The organism is Streptomyces sp. NPDC047022 (assembly GCF_040644155.1).
Classification (GTDB): domain Bacteria; phylum Actinomycetota; class Actinomycetes; order Streptomycetales; family Streptomycetaceae; genus Streptomyces.
In genome coordinates this window covers 210,319-226,106 of record NZ_JBEYVV010000005.1, presented here as the reverse complement: position 1 = coordinate 226,106, position 15,788 = coordinate 210,319, and the positions used below count along the sequence as shown (strand labels likewise).

Annotated in this window: 6 protein-coding genes; all 6 read left to right on the top strand. The window is 73.3% G+C overall.

Translation table 11 applies throughout. The annotated features are described in order from the left end of the window. Positions 1-5 precede the first annotated feature (5 nt). From ABZ845_RS09080 to ABZ845_RS09055, 6 genes are read left to right on the top strand one after another with little or no spacing between them, the layout of a single operon-like run. Entirely contained in the window at positions 6-6,569 is a 6,564-nt protein-coding gene (locus ABZ845_RS09080; RefSeq protein ID WP_360975060.1) for an amino acid adenylation domain-containing protein, read from the top strand. Further along, on the top strand, positions 6,566-12,079 hold the full coding sequence (locus ABZ845_RS09075) for an amino acid adenylation domain-containing protein (protein WP_360975057.1): 5,514 nt from the start codon (positions 6,566-6,568) through the stop codon (positions 12,077-12,079). The genes ABZ845_RS09080 and ABZ845_RS09075 overlap by 4 nt, the downstream gene beginning before the upstream one ends. Beyond that, positions 12,076-13,212: a saccharopine dehydrogenase NADP-binding domain-containing protein gene (locus ABZ845_RS09070; protein WP_360975054.1), complete on the top strand. Its 1,137-nt coding sequence runs from the start codon at positions 12,076-12,078 to the stop codon at positions 13,210-13,212. The genes ABZ845_RS09075 and ABZ845_RS09070 overlap by 4 nt, the downstream gene beginning before the upstream one ends. Further along, positions 13,209-14,342, top strand: coding sequence for a Gfo/Idh/MocA family oxidoreductase (locus ABZ845_RS09065; RefSeq protein WP_360975051.1), 1,134 nt, complete (start codon positions 13,209-13,211; stop codon positions 14,340-14,342). Before ABZ845_RS09070 ends, ABZ845_RS09065 begins: the two co-directional genes overlap by 4 nt. Next, the gene (locus ABZ845_RS09060) at positions 14,339-15,088 is read left to right on the top strand and encodes an alpha/beta fold hydrolase (RefSeq protein ID WP_360975048.1); all 750 of its coding nucleotides are present in this window, start codon (positions 14,339-14,341) and stop codon (positions 15,086-15,088) included. Before ABZ845_RS09065 ends, ABZ845_RS09060 begins: the two co-directional genes overlap by 4 nt. Further along, a complete protein-coding gene (locus tag ABZ845_RS09055) occupies positions 15,085-15,729 on the top strand; it encodes a class I SAM-dependent methyltransferase (protein ID WP_360975045.1) in 645 nt (214 codons plus the stop codon). The genes ABZ845_RS09060 and ABZ845_RS09055 overlap by 4 nt, the downstream gene beginning before the upstream one ends. Positions 15,730-15,788: the final 59 nt, after the last annotated feature.

Genomic DNA, 15,788 nt, shown 5'->3' with positions numbered 1-15,788 from the left:
ATACGATGCGCAGGGCCGTCGCCGACCTCCTCGGCGAACCGCCCGGCGCCATCGGCGACCAGGACGACCTGACCGCCCTGGGGCTCGACTCGATGGCCATCATGACCCTCGCCGCACAGTGGCGCCGAGAGGGTGCCGAGATCCGCTTCGGTGACCTGGTGGAGCGCCCCCGACTCGCGCAGTGGTGGCGGCTGATGGCACGGAGCGCCGGTACGGCCGCCGACGTGGCGAACCCCGCCGGCGGCGACGCGGGCCCGCGGACGGCTCCACCGGACGAGCGCGCCCCGTTCCCGCTCGCGCCCATGCAGCACGCCTACTGGGTGGGCCGCGCCGACGGCCAGGTGCTCGGCGGAGTCGGCGGTCACTTCTACTTCGAGTTCGACGGTCCGGCCCTCGACCCGGACCGGCTGGACGCGGCGCTGCGCGCCCTCACCCGGCGGCACGCCATGTTCCGTGCCCGCTTCCTGCCCGACGGCACCCAGCGGATCACCGGCACGCCCACCGGCCTCACCGGCACGCACGACCTCCGGTCGAACGACGCCGAGCAGGCCGCCGCCGAACTGGACCGGCTGCGCGCCGGGCTGTCCCACCAGCGGCTGGACGCGGCCGTCGGCCCCCTGCTCGACGCCCGCCTGACCCTCCTGCCGGACGGCACGAGCCGACTGCACCTCGACGTCGACATGCTGGTGTGCGACGCGATGAGCTTCCGCATCGCCCTCGCCGACCTCGCACGGCACTACGCGGACCCCGAGTGGGCGCCCGGCCCCCTCGGCTACAGCTATCCGCGCTATCTGGCGGACCGGGCCGCCCGTCCGCCGGCCAACCTGGAACGGGACCGCGCCTACTGGGCCGGCCGGCTGCCCACGCTGCCTTCCGGGCCCCACCTTCCGCTGGCCGGTCCGCCGGAGCGGCTGGACCGGCCCCGCACCGGCCGCCGCGTCCTGTGGCTGGGACCGGAACAGCGCGAACGGTTCACCGCCCGCGCCCGCGAACAGGGCCTCAGCCCGGCGATGGCGATGGCCGCCTGTTACGCCGGAGTCCTGGCCGCCTGGAGCGCGGAGAAGCACTTCCTGCTCAACCTGCCGCTGTTCGACCGCGATCCGCTTCATCCGGAAGTCCCCGCACTCGTCGGCGACTTCACCAACCTGCTGCTGCTCACCGTGGACGCCACCGGTGAGGAGTCCTTCGCCGACCTGGCCCGCCGGATCCACACCGAGTTCCGTGCCGCCGCCGCGCACAGCGCCTACCCCGGCACCGACGTCCTGCGCGACCTGGCGCGCACCCGCCCCGGCGCCGCGCTCGCGCCTGTCGTCTTCACCTCGGCGCTGAGCATGGGGGAGCTGTTCGAGCCCGAGGTACGGCGGGCGCTGGGCCGGCCGGTGTGGCTGAGCTCCCAGACACCGCAGGTGTGGATGGACCTCCAGGTGGTCGAACAGGACGGCGGTATCAGGATCATCTGGGAGGCCGTGGAGGAGATCTTCCCCACCGGCCTGCTGGACGACATGGCCGGCGCCCTCGGCATGCTGCTCGACCGGCTGACCGCGCCGGACGCCGACTGGACCGAGCCCATGCCGGACCTGCTGCCCCCGGCACAGCGGGCGGTCCGGGCCGCCGTCAACGCCACCGACCGGCCCTGCCCCGAACACACCCTGCACGACCCGTTCTTCACGCTCGCATGCCGGGACCCGGACCGGCCCGCGCTGTTGTGGGCGGACGGCTCCCTGACCCGGGCGGACCTCGCCGGCCGGGCCCTGCGGCTCGCGGGGCTGCTCCGCACGCGAGGGGTGGCCCCGGGCGACACCGTGATGATCTCCCTGCCCAAGGGCCCACTGCAGATCGTCGCGGTCCTCGGCGTCCTCGCGGCCGGTGGGACCTACGTACCCGCCGGCATCGACCAGCCCGAACACCGCCGGAAGCTGATCGAGGCATCCTGCGGCGCGCGCCTGACCGTGACCGAGCGCACCCTCGACGAGGCCCTCGGGGCGACACCGCTGCCCGGGCCCGTCCCCGTATCGCCGGAACACATCGCGTACGTCCTCTACACCTCGGGCTCCACCGGCCGGCCCAAGGGTGTCGAGGTGCCGCACCGCAGCGCCGTGAACACCGTGACAGCGCTCAACGAACGGTTCGGTCTCGGACCCGGCGACCGCACCCTGGCCGTCTCGGCGCTCGACTTCGACCTGTCGGTGTACGACATCTTCGGCCCCCTGTGCTCGGGCGGCTCGGTGGTCTGCGTGCGCCGGCAGGACCGGCGCGACGCGCGTGCCTGGCTCGACCTGGTCCGCGGCCTGGACGTGACCGTCGTCAACTGCGTCCCCACCCTGCTGGAGATGCTGCTTGAGGCGGCCGAGGGCGCCGGCGCCACCGCCGGGATCCGCGTGGCCCTGCTCGGCGGCGACCGGGTCGCCCCCGACCTGGCCGCACGAGCCCGCCGGGCCTTCCCCTCGGTGCGTTTCGCCGGGCTCGGCGGCACCACCGAGACGGCCATCCACTCCACCGTGCAGGAGGTGAAGGAGGCACCCGCGCACTGGACGTGTGTGCCGTACGGCGTCCCGCTGCCCGGCCAGCGCTGCCGGGTCGTCGACCCGCGCGGCCGGGACTGCCCCGACTGGGTGTCCGGCGAGCTGTGGATCGGGGGCGCTTCGGTGGCCCGAGGCTACCGGGGAGACCCCGAACGCACCGCGGACCGGTTCGTGGAACGTGAGGGGCTTCGCTGGTACCGCACCGGCGACCTGGCCCGCTATCTGCCGGACGGAACCCTGGAATTCCTGGGGCGCGCCGACTTCCAGCTCAAGGTGCGCGGCCACCGGATAGAGCCGGGCGAGATCGAGGCCGCTCTGCGGGACCACCCGGCGGTGGCCGCCGCCGCCGTAGTCGGCATCGGGACGCCCGCGACACGACTGGCCGCCGCGATTGTCGTGCGGCAGCCGGCGACGGATGCGGCCCCGGCGTCCGCCCCGGCCGCCACCGGTCCGCTGCCGTCGGCGTACGAGCCGGGGCGGTCGCTCACCGACCTGCTGCGCGACCATCTCGCCGACCGGCTGCCGCCCGCCATGATCCCGGACGTGCTCACCCTGCTCGACGCCCTGCCGCTCAACGTCAACGGCAAGGTCGACCGCGGTGTACTGCGCGACATCCTCGCCGGTGAGCGGCCCGTCACCGGCCACGAGCCGCCGCAGGGCGTCATCGAGAGCAAGGTGGCCGGACTGTGGTGCGAACTGCTCGGCGTGGAGCGGGTCGGGCGTGGCGACGGGTTCTTCGAGCTGGGCGGCGACAGCCTGCTCGCGACCCGGCTGCTGACCCGGCTGCGCGCGGCCGGCCTGCACGGCGCTGATCTCGGCCGCCTGTTCGCCGCGCCGGTGCTGCGCGACTTCGCCGCGGATCTGCGCCTGGGCCGCCCCACCCGGCTGCCGCCGGTCACCCCCGACCCGGCGGCCCGCCACGAGCCGTTCCCCGCGACCGACATCCAGCGTGCCTACTGGCTCGGGCGCGGCACCGACTTCACGCTCGGTGGCGTCGGATCGTACTGGTACTGGGAGTTCGACGGCCGGGACGTGGACCTCAAACGGCTGGAGGACGCCTGGAACCGGCTCGTCGAGCGGCACGAGATGATGCGCGCGGTCTTCGACGAGGACGGCAACCAGCGCATCCTCGAACACGTCCCGGACCTCGCCTTCGAGGTCGGCGAAGCGCCCTCCGGCCACGCCGAGGAGGCACTGCGGGCCCAGCGCGCCGCGCTGGACCACCGGGTGTTCGACGTGACGCGGTGGCCGCTCTTCCACATCGCCGCCATCCGCTACGACGGCGACCGCACCCGTATCGCGTTCGGTTTCGACTACATCGTCCTGGACGCGCTGAGCATCATGACGATCTTCTGGGAGCTGTCCCGGCTGTACGAGGACCCCGCCTGCGCGCTGCCCTCCCTGGACGTCTCCTTCCGTGACTACGTCCTGCAGGCATCCCCCGACCCCGGGGAGGTCGCCGCCGACCGGGCGTACTGGACCGGAAGGCTGCCCGGACTGCCGCCCGCCCCGGCGCTGCCGCTCGCCGTCGCCCCGGAGCACGCCGGGCCGCCCCGGTTCACCAGGCGCGAGTTCTTCGTCCCGCCGAGGGACTGGCAGGCGCTCACCAGCACCGCGCGGAGCTCCGGACTGACCCAGTCGGCCGTACTGGCCGCCGCCTTCGCCGACGTCCTGTCCGCCTGGAGCGCACAGCCCGACGTCACCGTGAACCTGACCCTGTTCGACCGGCGCGAGGTGCACCCGGACATCAACAACATCGTGGGTGACTTCACCTCCCTGCTGCTGGTGGGCCACCGGCCCGAGGACGGCGAGGGCTGGGCGGACGCGGCGCGCCGCTTCCAGCAGCAGATCTGGGAGGGGCTGCAGCACAGTTCGGTGTCGGCGCTGTGGGTGCTGCGCGAACTGGCCCGGCGCACCGGGACGGCCGAGGGGGCCATGCCGGTCGTCTTCACCAGCACCCTCGGGGTCTCCGACCGGCTCGCCGACCTGACCATGCCCTTCGGGGAGCAGGTCTACGGGCTCTCCCAGACCCCGCAGGTGTGGCTGGACTGCCAGGTCGTGGAGCGCGACGAGGGGATCGCGGTCAACTGGGACGCCGTCGAGGAACTGTTCCCCGCCGGGCTGCTTGACACCATGCTCGCCGCCTACGAACGGCATCTGGCCGCCCTGGCCCGGGCCGACTGGCGGCGGCCCGTCCCCGTGGACCTCCCCCCGGACCAGGCCCGCGCCCGTGCCGAGGTGAACGCGACCGGGGCCGCGCTCAGCGGACGACTGCTGCACGAGCCCTTCTTCGCCCAGGCCGCCGCCGTGTCCGGGCGCCCCGCGCTGCTGTGGCGGGACGGGCGCCTGGACCACGGAGAACTCGCCGACAGGGCTCTGCGGGTCGCGGGCGCGCTCACGGCCGCGGGCGTGCGGCCCGGGGACTCCGTCGCGATCGTGCTGCCCAAGGGGCCCGAGCAGATCACCGCCGTGCTGGGCACGCTCGCCGCCGGCGCCTGTTATGTGCCGGTGGGCGTCGACCAGCCGTCCGTCCGCCGCACGCGCATCCTGCGGCGCTCCGGCGCCGTGGCCGTCCTCACCGACGTGGACCAGGTCGCCGCCGCCTGGCCGGACGGCATCGCGGTGCTGGACGTCCAGGACGCCCGGACCAGTGACACCGCCCTCGCCGCGCCGGTCGCCGTGCCGGACACCGCACTCGCCTACACCATCTTCACCTCCGGCTCCACCGGTGAGCCCAAGGGCGTGGAGACCACCCACCGCGCCGCCCTCAACACCGTCGAAGACATCGGTGACCGCTTCGAGGTCGGGCCGCACGACCGCGTCCTCGCCCTGTCCGCCCTCGACTTCGACCTCTCCGTCTACGACATCTTCGGCCTGCTCGCGGCGGGCGGCGCCCTGGTTCTGGTGGAGGAACGCGACCGGCGCGAACCGCACCGCTGGCTCGACCTGGTGCGCGCCCACGGGGTCACTCTGTGGAACACGGTGCCGGCGCTGCTCGACATGCTGCTGACCGCGGCCGCAGGAGAAGACGGCAACCCGCTGGAGCCGCTGCGTCTGGCGCTCGTCTCCGGCGACTGGGTCGGCCTCGACCTGCCCGGCCGGCTGGCCGCCCGGAACCCGGACTGCCGGCTCGTGGCGCTCGGCGGTGCGACCGAGGCCGCCATCTGGTCCAACGCGTACCCGGTGAGCGAGCCGCTGCCCGACTGGCCGTCCATCCCGTACGGACACCCTCTGCGCAACCAGCGCTTCCGCGTCGCCGATCCGACGGGCCGCGACCGCCCCGACTGGGTGCCCGGCGAGCTGTGGATCGGCGGCGAGGGGGTGGCCCGCGGCTACCGCGGCGACCCCGAACGCACGGCACGGCAGTTCGTGGCGCACGAGGGCGTGCGCTGGTACCGAACCGGGGACCTCGGCCGGTACCGGCCCGGCGGCATCCTGGAGTTCCTGGGCCGGGCGGACCAGCAGGTCAAGATCCGGGGGCATCGCATCGAACTCGGCGAGATCGAGGCCGCCCTGAACGAGCTGCCCGGGATCGCCCGCGCCGTCGCCTGCGTGGTGGGGGAGCGCCCCCGGCACCGGATCGCAGCGTTCGCCTTACCGGACGGCGAGGCGCCCCGGCCCGTCGAACTCCGCGCCGCCCTCACCGAACGGCTGCCCGGCTACATGATCCCGGAGCGGATCCGGATCCTGGACCGGGTGCCGCTGACCGCCAACGGCAAAGTGGACCGTGGCGCCCTCGCCGCCCTGCTCGAGGAGGAGCCGGGCCCCACCGACGAGGCGCCCAGGGGAGCGCTGGAGACCGCGGTCGCCGCGCTCTTCGCCGGCCTTCTGGGCGCCGAGCGGGTCGGCCGCACGGAGAGCTTCTTCGCGCTCGGCGGTGACAGCCTCACCGCCACCGGGGCCACCGAACGGCTGCGGCAGACCACCGGCGTCCGCCTCACGCTGCGCGAGTTCTTCTCGGCACCGACCGTCGAGGCGCTCGCCCGACTCATCGAGCACCGGAGCGCCGAGAGCGCCCTGATCCCCATGGAAGAAGGAGTGCTATGAACCTGGCCGGGCTCTTGGCCGAACTGGAGGCCAGCGGGGTCGAGTTGTGGCAGGAGGCGGGCACGCTCCGCTTCCGTGCCCCGCGCGGCGCCCTCACCGCGGAGCGGCGCGCCCTCCTGAAGGCCCACAAGGACGAGGTGCTCGACCTCCTGCGGGCCGGGGACGAGCGGGTCACCGTGACCGCGCGCCCCGCCGAACGCCATGCGCCCTTCCCGCTCACCGACGTCCAGACCGCCTACCTCCTCGGCCGCCGTGACGTCTTCGACTACGGCTCGGTCGCCTGCCACGCCTACGGCGAGCTGCGGTTCGCCGCCCTCGACCCCGACCGGCTGGAAGCCGCCTGGCAGGCTCTGATCGACCGGCACGACATGCTGCGCGCCATCGTCGAGGACGAGGGCGCGCAGCGCGTACTCGCGTCCACACCGCCCTACCGCATCGCGGTGACCGACCTGCGCCCGGCCGGGGCCGACGAGACGGAGGCCGCCCTGGCCGCCATGCGCGCGGAGATGTCACACCAGGTTCTGCCCGCCGGCACCTGGCCGCTGTTCGACCTGCGGATCAGCCTGCTGCCCGGCCACGCCCTGCTGCACCTGTCGATCGACTTCCTCATCGCCGACTACATCTCCCTGCACCTTCTCCTCGACGAACTGCGCACCCTGTACACCGATCCGGACGCCGCTCTGCCCGAACTGCCCGTCACCTTCCGCGACTACCTGCTCGCCGAACGCCGACTGCGCCAGAGCCCGCGCCGCGAACGCGACCGCGCCTACTGGCTGAACCGGATCGACGACCTGCCTCCGGCCCCGCCGCTGCCCCTGCGCGAGGGACCCAAGAGGAGTGGCCCGGCCCGGTTCGAGCGCCACCAGCTCTCCCTGCCGCCGGGGCGCTGGCGGGCGCTGCGCCGCCGGGCCGTGGAACGCGGGCTGACGCCGTCGGGTGCCGTCCTGGCCGCCTATGCCGAGGTGATGGGCCGATGGAGCGGACGCGAGCGATTCACCCTCGACCTCACCCTGCTCAACCGGCTGCCCCTGCACCCGCAGGTCGGCTCCCTCGTCGGCGACTTCACCTCCGTGGAACTGCTGGCCGTCGACCGCCGCCGGGGCACAACGTTCACCGAGCGCGCCACCGCCGTTCTGGAGCAGCTCTTCGAGGACCTCGACCACCGCCTGTTCACCGGCGTCGAGGTGCTGCGAGAACTCGCACGCCGCCGCGGCCAGCAGGCCGCTCTGATGCCGGTCGTCTTCACCAGCGCCATCGGCCTGCGCGACCAGGAGACGCCGGACGGCCCGCCGCACACCGCACACGCCTCGAACACCGCGGCCGCCGGCGACTCGCCGCCCGACGGCGCACTGGTGTACGGCATCAGCCAGACCCCGCAGGTGTGGATCGACTGCCAGGCCATGGAGCGCGACGGCTCCCTCGACATCAACTGGGACGTCCGCGCCGGGGTCCTGGACGAGACGGTGACGGCCGACATGTTCGCCGCCTTCCAGGACCTTCTCGACCGCCTGGCGGACAGCGACGAGGCATGGGAGTCGCCCGCGCCCCTGCGACTGCCGGCCGCGCAGCGGGAGCGCCGGCAACGGGCCAACTCCACCGACGCCCCCCTGCCCGACGCACTGCTGCACGAGGGCGCACTCGCCGCCGCGCTGCGCACCCCCGACGCCCCCGCCGTCATCAGCGGGTCCCACCGGCTCAGCCACGCCGATCTCGCGGCCCGGGCCGCCGCCGTGACACGCGCTCTCACCGACGCCGGCTGCGCGCCCGGCGAACCGGTCGCGGTCGTCGCGGACAAGGGCTGGGAGCAGATCGCGGCCGTGCTCGGCACGCTGGCCGCGGGCGCGGTCTACGTCCCCGTGGACACCCACCAGCCCGCGGCGCGCCGCGAGAGCATGCTGCGCGACGCCGGGGTCCGGCACGCGCTGGTCCGATCAGGCACGGGCCGACTGCCCACCGGAGTCACCGCGATCGCCGTGGACACACTCCCGCCCGAGCCCGCTCCCGCCCGGCTGCCCGAACGGCTGCGCACCCCCGACGATCTCGCCTACGTCATCTACACCTCCGGCTCCACCGGCAGCCCCAAGGGCGTGATGATCACCCACCGCGGCGCGGTCAACACCATCGAGGACATCAACCGCCGCTTCGCCGTGGGTCCCGGCGACCGGGTCCTGGCCCTTGCCAACCTGGGCTTCGACCTGTCCGTCTACGACGTCTTCGGCGTACTCGCGGCCGGCGGCTGCCTGGTCCTGCCCGACCCAGCCCGCCGCGCGGACCCCTCGCACTGGGCGGCACTCCTGGCCGAGCACGACGTCACCCTCTGGAACTCCGTGCCCGCCCAGCTCCACATGGTCGACGAATACCTCGGCACCAGCCCCGTCCCGCTGCCCCGCCTGCGTCTGGCCCTGCTGTCCGGCGACTGGATACCGGTACGGCTGCCCGACAGCATCCGTGCCAAGGTGCCCGGGCTGCGCGTGGTCTCCCTCGGCGGCGCGACCGAGGCGTCGATCTGGTCCATCCACCACCCCGTCGACGGCGCGGTCCCCGAGGACCAGCCGTCCATCCCCTACGGCCGCCCCCTCGCCAACCAGCGCTTCCACGTGCTGGACGCCGACTTCGAACCCTGCCCCGACCTGGTCGCCGGCGACCTCTACATCGCCGGCGCCGGACTCGCCGCGGGCTATCTGCACGACGAGGAGAAGACAGCCGAGCGCTTCGTACGGCATCCGCGCACCGGCGAACGCCTGTACCGGACCGGCGATCTGGGCCGGTATCTGCACTCCGGCGAGATTGAGTTCCTGGGCCGCAACGACCGGCAGGTGAAGATCCGCGGCCACCGTATCGAGGCGGCCGAGGTCGAGGCGGCGCTCCAGGCCCATCCCGCGGTCGCCGCGGGCGCGGTGATCGTGGACGGCGAACGCCCCCTGGAGCGCCGTCTCGTGGGCTTCGCACAGACCGCCCGCCTCGCGCCCGGCACCGTCGAGCGAACCGATGGCGCCCTGGTCGCGGCCGTCGCCGCGGAAGGCGAGGAGATCCGCTCCGGCGTGGACGCCGAACAGGTGGTCGCCTTCGCTCGGCGCCTCGACGAGGCCGCCCTGCTCGCGATGATGGACGTCCTCCAGAAAAGCGGTCTCTTCCCGGACGAAGAGACCCGGCACCCGCCGGCCGACATTCTGGCCGCCGCCAAGGCCGCCCCCAAGCACCACCGGCTGGTCCGGCGCTGGCTCGCCGCTCTGGTCCGCGAAGGGCACCTGGAACACCAGCCGCAGCACGGCTACCGCGCACTGCGCCGCGCCGCTCCGGGTGCCGTCGCCGAGGCATGGCGGCAAGTCGACACCGCACTGCCCTCCGCCCAGGACGGCTCGCAGCTCCTGCACTACTTCCGTACCGCGACCGCCCACCTGCCGCAGCTGCTGCGCGACGAACAGGACCCCGTGCAACTGCTGTTCCCCGAAGGCCGCATCGACATCCAGGAGGCCGCCTACACCCAGGGCTTCCTCAACTCCTACCTCAACCGCATCGCCACCTCGGTGGTGCGCCGCGTCGCCGACGACCACGCACGGCACGGCACGGTACGACTGCTGGAAGTCGGCGCCGGAGTGGGCGGCGTCAGCGTAGAGGCGGTACCCCGGCTGGCCGGAACCGACTGCTCCTACCTCTTCACCGACGTCTCGCAGTTCTTCCTGAACAAGGCCGCCGAACGGTTCGCCGACTTCCCCTGGGTGCGCTACGCCCTGTTCGACATGAACGAGGACTTCCGGCCCCAGGGGATCGAGCCGAACTCGCTCGACCTCATCCTGTGCGGCAACGTCATGCACTACTCCCGCGACGCCACCACGGTCCTGGACCGTATGCGGCAGATGCTGGCGCCCGACGGCTGGCTGGTGTTCATCGAGACCACCCGTGACAACTACCAGATCCTCACGTCCATGGAGTTCCTCTTCGACGCCACCGCCGGCGACTTCGAGGACGTACGCCACGGCAAGGACCAGACCTTCGTCACCCGGGACCAGTGGCTCGCCCTGATCGCCGAGGCCGGCGGCGAGCCGGTGCTCTGCCTGCCCGGCCCGGACGACCCGCTGTCGGCCATCGGCATGCACGTCTTCGCCGTCCGCTTCAAGGCCGACCGGGCCCGGGTCACGCCCACGCAGCTCTCCGCGCACCTCGGAGAACGGCTGCCCGAGGAGATGATCCCGGCGCAGATCCAGATCGTCGACGAACTGCCGCTCACGGACAACGGCAAGGTGGACCGGCGAACCCTGCGCACCTGGCTCACCCCCCGCCGCACCGCCGAGCGGATCCGCGGCGCGGATCCGCAGCCGATGACGGACCTGGAACAGCGCATCACCGCGCTGTGGTGCCGCGTCCTGGACACGCCCGCTCCGGACCGCGACGACACGTTCTACGAGGCGGGCGGCGACTCCCTGCTCGCCGCCCAGCTCGTCGGAGCGCTGAGGGAGGAACTGCCGGAAGCGGAACACACCCTCTTCGACGAACTGCTGCGCGAACTCCTCGACGGCGCGAGCGTGCACCGCCTGGCGCAGATCCTCACCACGGCCCCCACGCCCCGAGCGGCGCCCCAGGCCGCCGGCCCCGCCGCACCGGTGACCCTCGCGGCCTCCGGCGATCCCGGCGACCGGCTCTGGGCGGTCTTCCGCGAGGGCTTCCCCGCCGGCCCCGCCCTCCAGGATCTGTGCGACCTGCTGGAGGAGACCGGACCCCTGCTCGACGTCTCCGCCGCACACCCCCTCGGCGCCCATCTCGACGCCGCCCCGGGCACCGTGATCGAACGCGTCGCGCACGAGCGGGCCCGGCTGATGCGTGCCACCGGGCACACCCGCTTCCGCCTGGTCGGAGCCCACAGCGGAGCCCTGCTCGCGGCCGAGACGGCCCGGCAGCTCACCGAGGGCGGCGCCGACGTCGAACTGACCGTCGTCAGCAGCTACCCGCTGCCCGCGGCGGTCGAGGACCCGGTCCTCGCCGAGTACCTCTTCGCCCTCGGCAGCGGAGTGGACCCCGGCGCCCTGGGCTGGCCAGGGCAGCGGGCGACCGGCGCCGCCCTGGCCGCCGTACTGGCCCGGACGCCCGGCACGGTAGCCGCCGGGGCGCTCGCCGCACTGGACGGCGCTCTCGCCGACACCGCCGCCGCGTTCGCCCGTGCGGCGACCACTCCCGCCGACGAGCGGTGGGCACGTCTCGCCCGGGCCCTGGGCAGCAGCACGGAGGCGGTCCGGGACAGGTACGCCGCCCATCGCCTGCTCGCGCGGGCCGCGGCCGGCCACCGCCCGGACCCGTACACCGGGGACATCACCCTGCTCCTGCACCGCGACGACACTCCGCTGTGGCCGGCACTCGCCGCCGACGCCACCCGCTACTGGACGGAGCTGTGTCTGGGACGCCTGCGCACCCGGCACATCCCGGGGGACCACTTCACCTGCCTGTCCGCCGGCCACACGGCCGAACTGGCCGCCGCCCTGACCGCTCCCGCGACACACCAGGAGGGCACCCGGTGACCCGCACCCTCGCCGTCCTCGGCGGCTACGGCGCGGTCGGCGCGGTGGCCGCACGCGAACTGGCCGCCGCCCACCCCGAGGCAAGGCTGCGCATCGGCGGCCGTCGCCTGGCCGAAGCGACCCGCTGCGCCGACCGCCTCGGCGACCGGGCCGAGCCGTACGCCGTCGACCTGAACAACACCGCGTCTCTCGCCACGTTCTGCGCCGGCAGCAGCGTCGTCGTCAACTGCGCCGGCCCCTCATACCGCGTCCTGGACACGGTCGCCGCCGCCGCCCTCGCCGTCGGCGCCGACTACGTCGACGCGGGCGGTGACGAACCGGTGCACCGCGCGCTGTCCGAGCGCGATCCGGCCGGGCGAGGACGGGCCGCCGTCCTCACCGCCGGCATGATGCCCGGCCTCACCGGCCTGCTGCCACGGTGGCTCGCCGCCCAGGGCGTCGACGAACCCGAACGGCTGCTCGGTTACGTCGGCACCATGGACCGGCTCACCCCGGCCGGCGCCGGCGACTACCTGCTCAGCCTCGGCGGTGCCTACGGCGAGGCCCAGTCGGCGTGGCGCAACGGCACTCGCGTACTGCGCGTCCTGCAGCCGCTCAACGACATCGAACTGCCCTTCTTCCCGGGCACGGTCAGTGCCTATCCCTACCTCAGCTACGAGGTCGAGCGGCTCGCCCGCGACCTGGGGCTGGCCACCGTCGACTGGTACAACGTCTTCGACGGAGGCTCCCGGATGCTCAAGGCACTCGGACGCCTCCAGGGCGCCATGACCGGGCAGAGCGCACTGGAACCGGCCGCCCGTGAACTCATCGACGCGGCAGGGCTCGACCTGTTCGGACGGGACCCGTACCAGCTGTTCGTGCTGGAACTGACCGGCCGCAGCGCGGGCCGGGAAACGGTGCGCGCCTTGGTTCTGCGCGGCACCGACACCTATGAACTGACCGGCGCGGTCGCAGCCTTCGCAACGGGCGCGCTGCTCGCGGGCACGGTGCCCGCCGGGGTCCACTACGCCGCCGAGGTGCTGGACCCCGGCCTCGTCGTGGAACGGCTGCGGGCCCTGCCGGCCGTGACCTCGCTGGATCTCTTCGACCGCCCACTGGACGAGGTGTCGGCACCGGAGGAGGGCGAACTGTGAGCGGCGAGCGGCCCCGGATCGTGGTCGCCGGCACCAAGTTCGGCCGCGTCTACCTCGCTGGCGTCGCCCGTCCCGACTCCCCGTACGAACTCGCCGGCGTCCTGGCCCGGGGCGGCGAGCGCTCCGCGCGCATCGCCAGGCACTACGGTGTTCCCCTGTTCACCGAACCCGAACAGGTGCCCAAGGACGTGGAGGCATGCTGTGTGGTGGTCGGCGCCGGCATCAACGGCGGCCCGGGTGCCCGCCTCGCCGGGCAGCTCATGGCCCGCGGCCACCACATCCTCCAGGAACACCCCCTGCACACACGGGAACTGACCGACTGCCTGCGCACGGCACGGGAGCACCGGGTGGTGTACCGGCTCAACAGCCACTACGTGCACGTCGAGCCCGTACGGCGGTTCATCGCCGCCGCCCGCCGGCTGCTGGCCGAGCAGCGTGCCCTGCACATCGACGCCGTCTGCGCCTTCCAGGTGCTGTACACCCTCTTCGACATCCTCGGCCGGGCGCTGCGCGGGGTCCGCCCCTGGGCGTTCGGGCGGACAGCCGATCTGCCGCCCGAACTCGCGGACCTGGCCGGCTCGCCGCCCGTGTACCGGAGCCTGGACGGGGTGATCGCCGGGGTCCCGTGCACGCTTCGGCTGCAGAACGACATGGACCCCGCCGACCCGGACAACAACATCCACCTCTTCCACCGCATCACCCTGTACACCGAGGGCGGGCACCTCACCCTGCTCAACACGCACGGCCCGGTCATGTGGAGCCCGCGCCCGTACATGCCGGACGACATGCGTACGACCGTGCGCATGGAGGAGTCGCAGGCGGCCCACTTCGGCCACCTCAGCGCGGAACCCCTCGGGCCCGGCACCGGCCCCGACCACACCCGGATCCTCGGCGAGCTGTGGCCCGAGGCCGCGGTGGGAGCGCTCCGGGCGTTGCGCGAGGACATCGAGAGCGGCACCGACCCCGGCCGCGACGGTCAATACCATCTGACCCTGAGCAGGCTTACCCGCGAGGCCGCCGACCGCTTCGGACCCGTACGCCTGCACCGCGACCCGCCCACACCGCGGGTCCTGCCCGCCGCGGCCCTCACCGCGGGCGCGCCGGACCCGGGACCGGGGGGCCGCCCATGACTGCCGAGCTGGATCTGTGGTTCCGCCGCTACTGGCTTCGCCCCTCCGCACGGCGTCGGGTGGTGTTCTTCCCGCACGGCGGCGGTGCCGCCAGCTTCTACCGGGGCATGGCCAAACGCGTCCTGCCCGCGGCCGAACCGATGATCGCGCAGTACCCGGGCCGCGAGGACCGGGTGGAGGAGCGGCACATCACCGACATGGCCGAGCTTGCGGACCGGATCAGCGCCGCGCTGCTGCCCGCGCTCGACCGTGACTTCGTGCTCTTCGGGCATAGCATGGGCGCGTCCGTCGCCCATGAGGTGGCGCTCCGGCTGGAGTACGAGCACGGGGTGGCTCCGGCCCTCCTGTGCCTGTCGGGCCGGCCGGCTCCCCGCTACCACAGGCCCGGCGTCAAGCACCTCGACGACGAGGCCCTGTGGGAAGAGCTCGCCCGGCTCGGCGCGACGCCACCCCTGCTCCTCGCCAACCCGCAGGTACGCAAGACCGTCCTGCCGACCCTGAGGGCCGACTACCGCCTGGTCGAGCGGTACCGGCCGGGCACTGGCCCCCTGCTGTCCTGCCCCGTCGCCGCCTGTGGAGGCGACGACGACCCGGAGGTCACCCCCAAGGAGACCGAGGCGTGGTCCGAGGTCTCCCGGGGCGGCTTCACCTTTCGTCTCTTCACCGGCGACCACTTCTACTTCCGCGGCCAGGAGGACGAGCTCGTCGGCTGGCTGCTCACCACGACGGACCGGGAGTCCGCATGATCGTCAGGCCCACTGTCGAGGCATACGCCGAGACGCACTCGACGGGCGAACCGCCGTCGCTGGCCGCGCTGGCCGAGGAGACACGCGAGCGGTGCGAAGTCCCGCAGATGATGGTCGGCCCGTTGGAGGGCCGCTTCCTGGCCCTGCTCGTACGGATGCTGCGCGCCCGCACCGTCCTGGAGATCGGCACGTTCACCGGCTACTCGGCCCTGTGCATGGCGGCCGAACTCCCGCCGGACGGCACCCTGGTGACCTGCGAGGCGGATCCCGGACACGCCGGGATAGCGCGCCGTCACTTCGCCGCCTCGCCCTACGCCGACCGGATCGAGCTGCGGCTCGGCCCGGCGCTGGAACAGCTGGGGAGCCTTGAGGGGCCCTGGGATCTCGTGTTCATCGACGCCGACAAGCAGGGCTACGGCGACTACTACGACGCGGTGCTGCCCCGGCTCTCCGAGACAGGGCTCATCGCCGTCGACAACGTGCTCCAGTTCGGGGGCGTGGCGAACCCCCTGGACCACAAGCCCGACACCGTGGCCCTGCGGGCTTTCAACGAGAAAGTCCGTGACGATTCCAGGGTCGAACAGGTGATGCTCACGGTACGCGAGGGCATCACCCTGATCCGTCGAATCCAGCCCCGCTGAATTACCTGATCCGGTTCCGGAGAAGTCTTTTTGAACCGTGAAAGATTGTGCCGGTACCG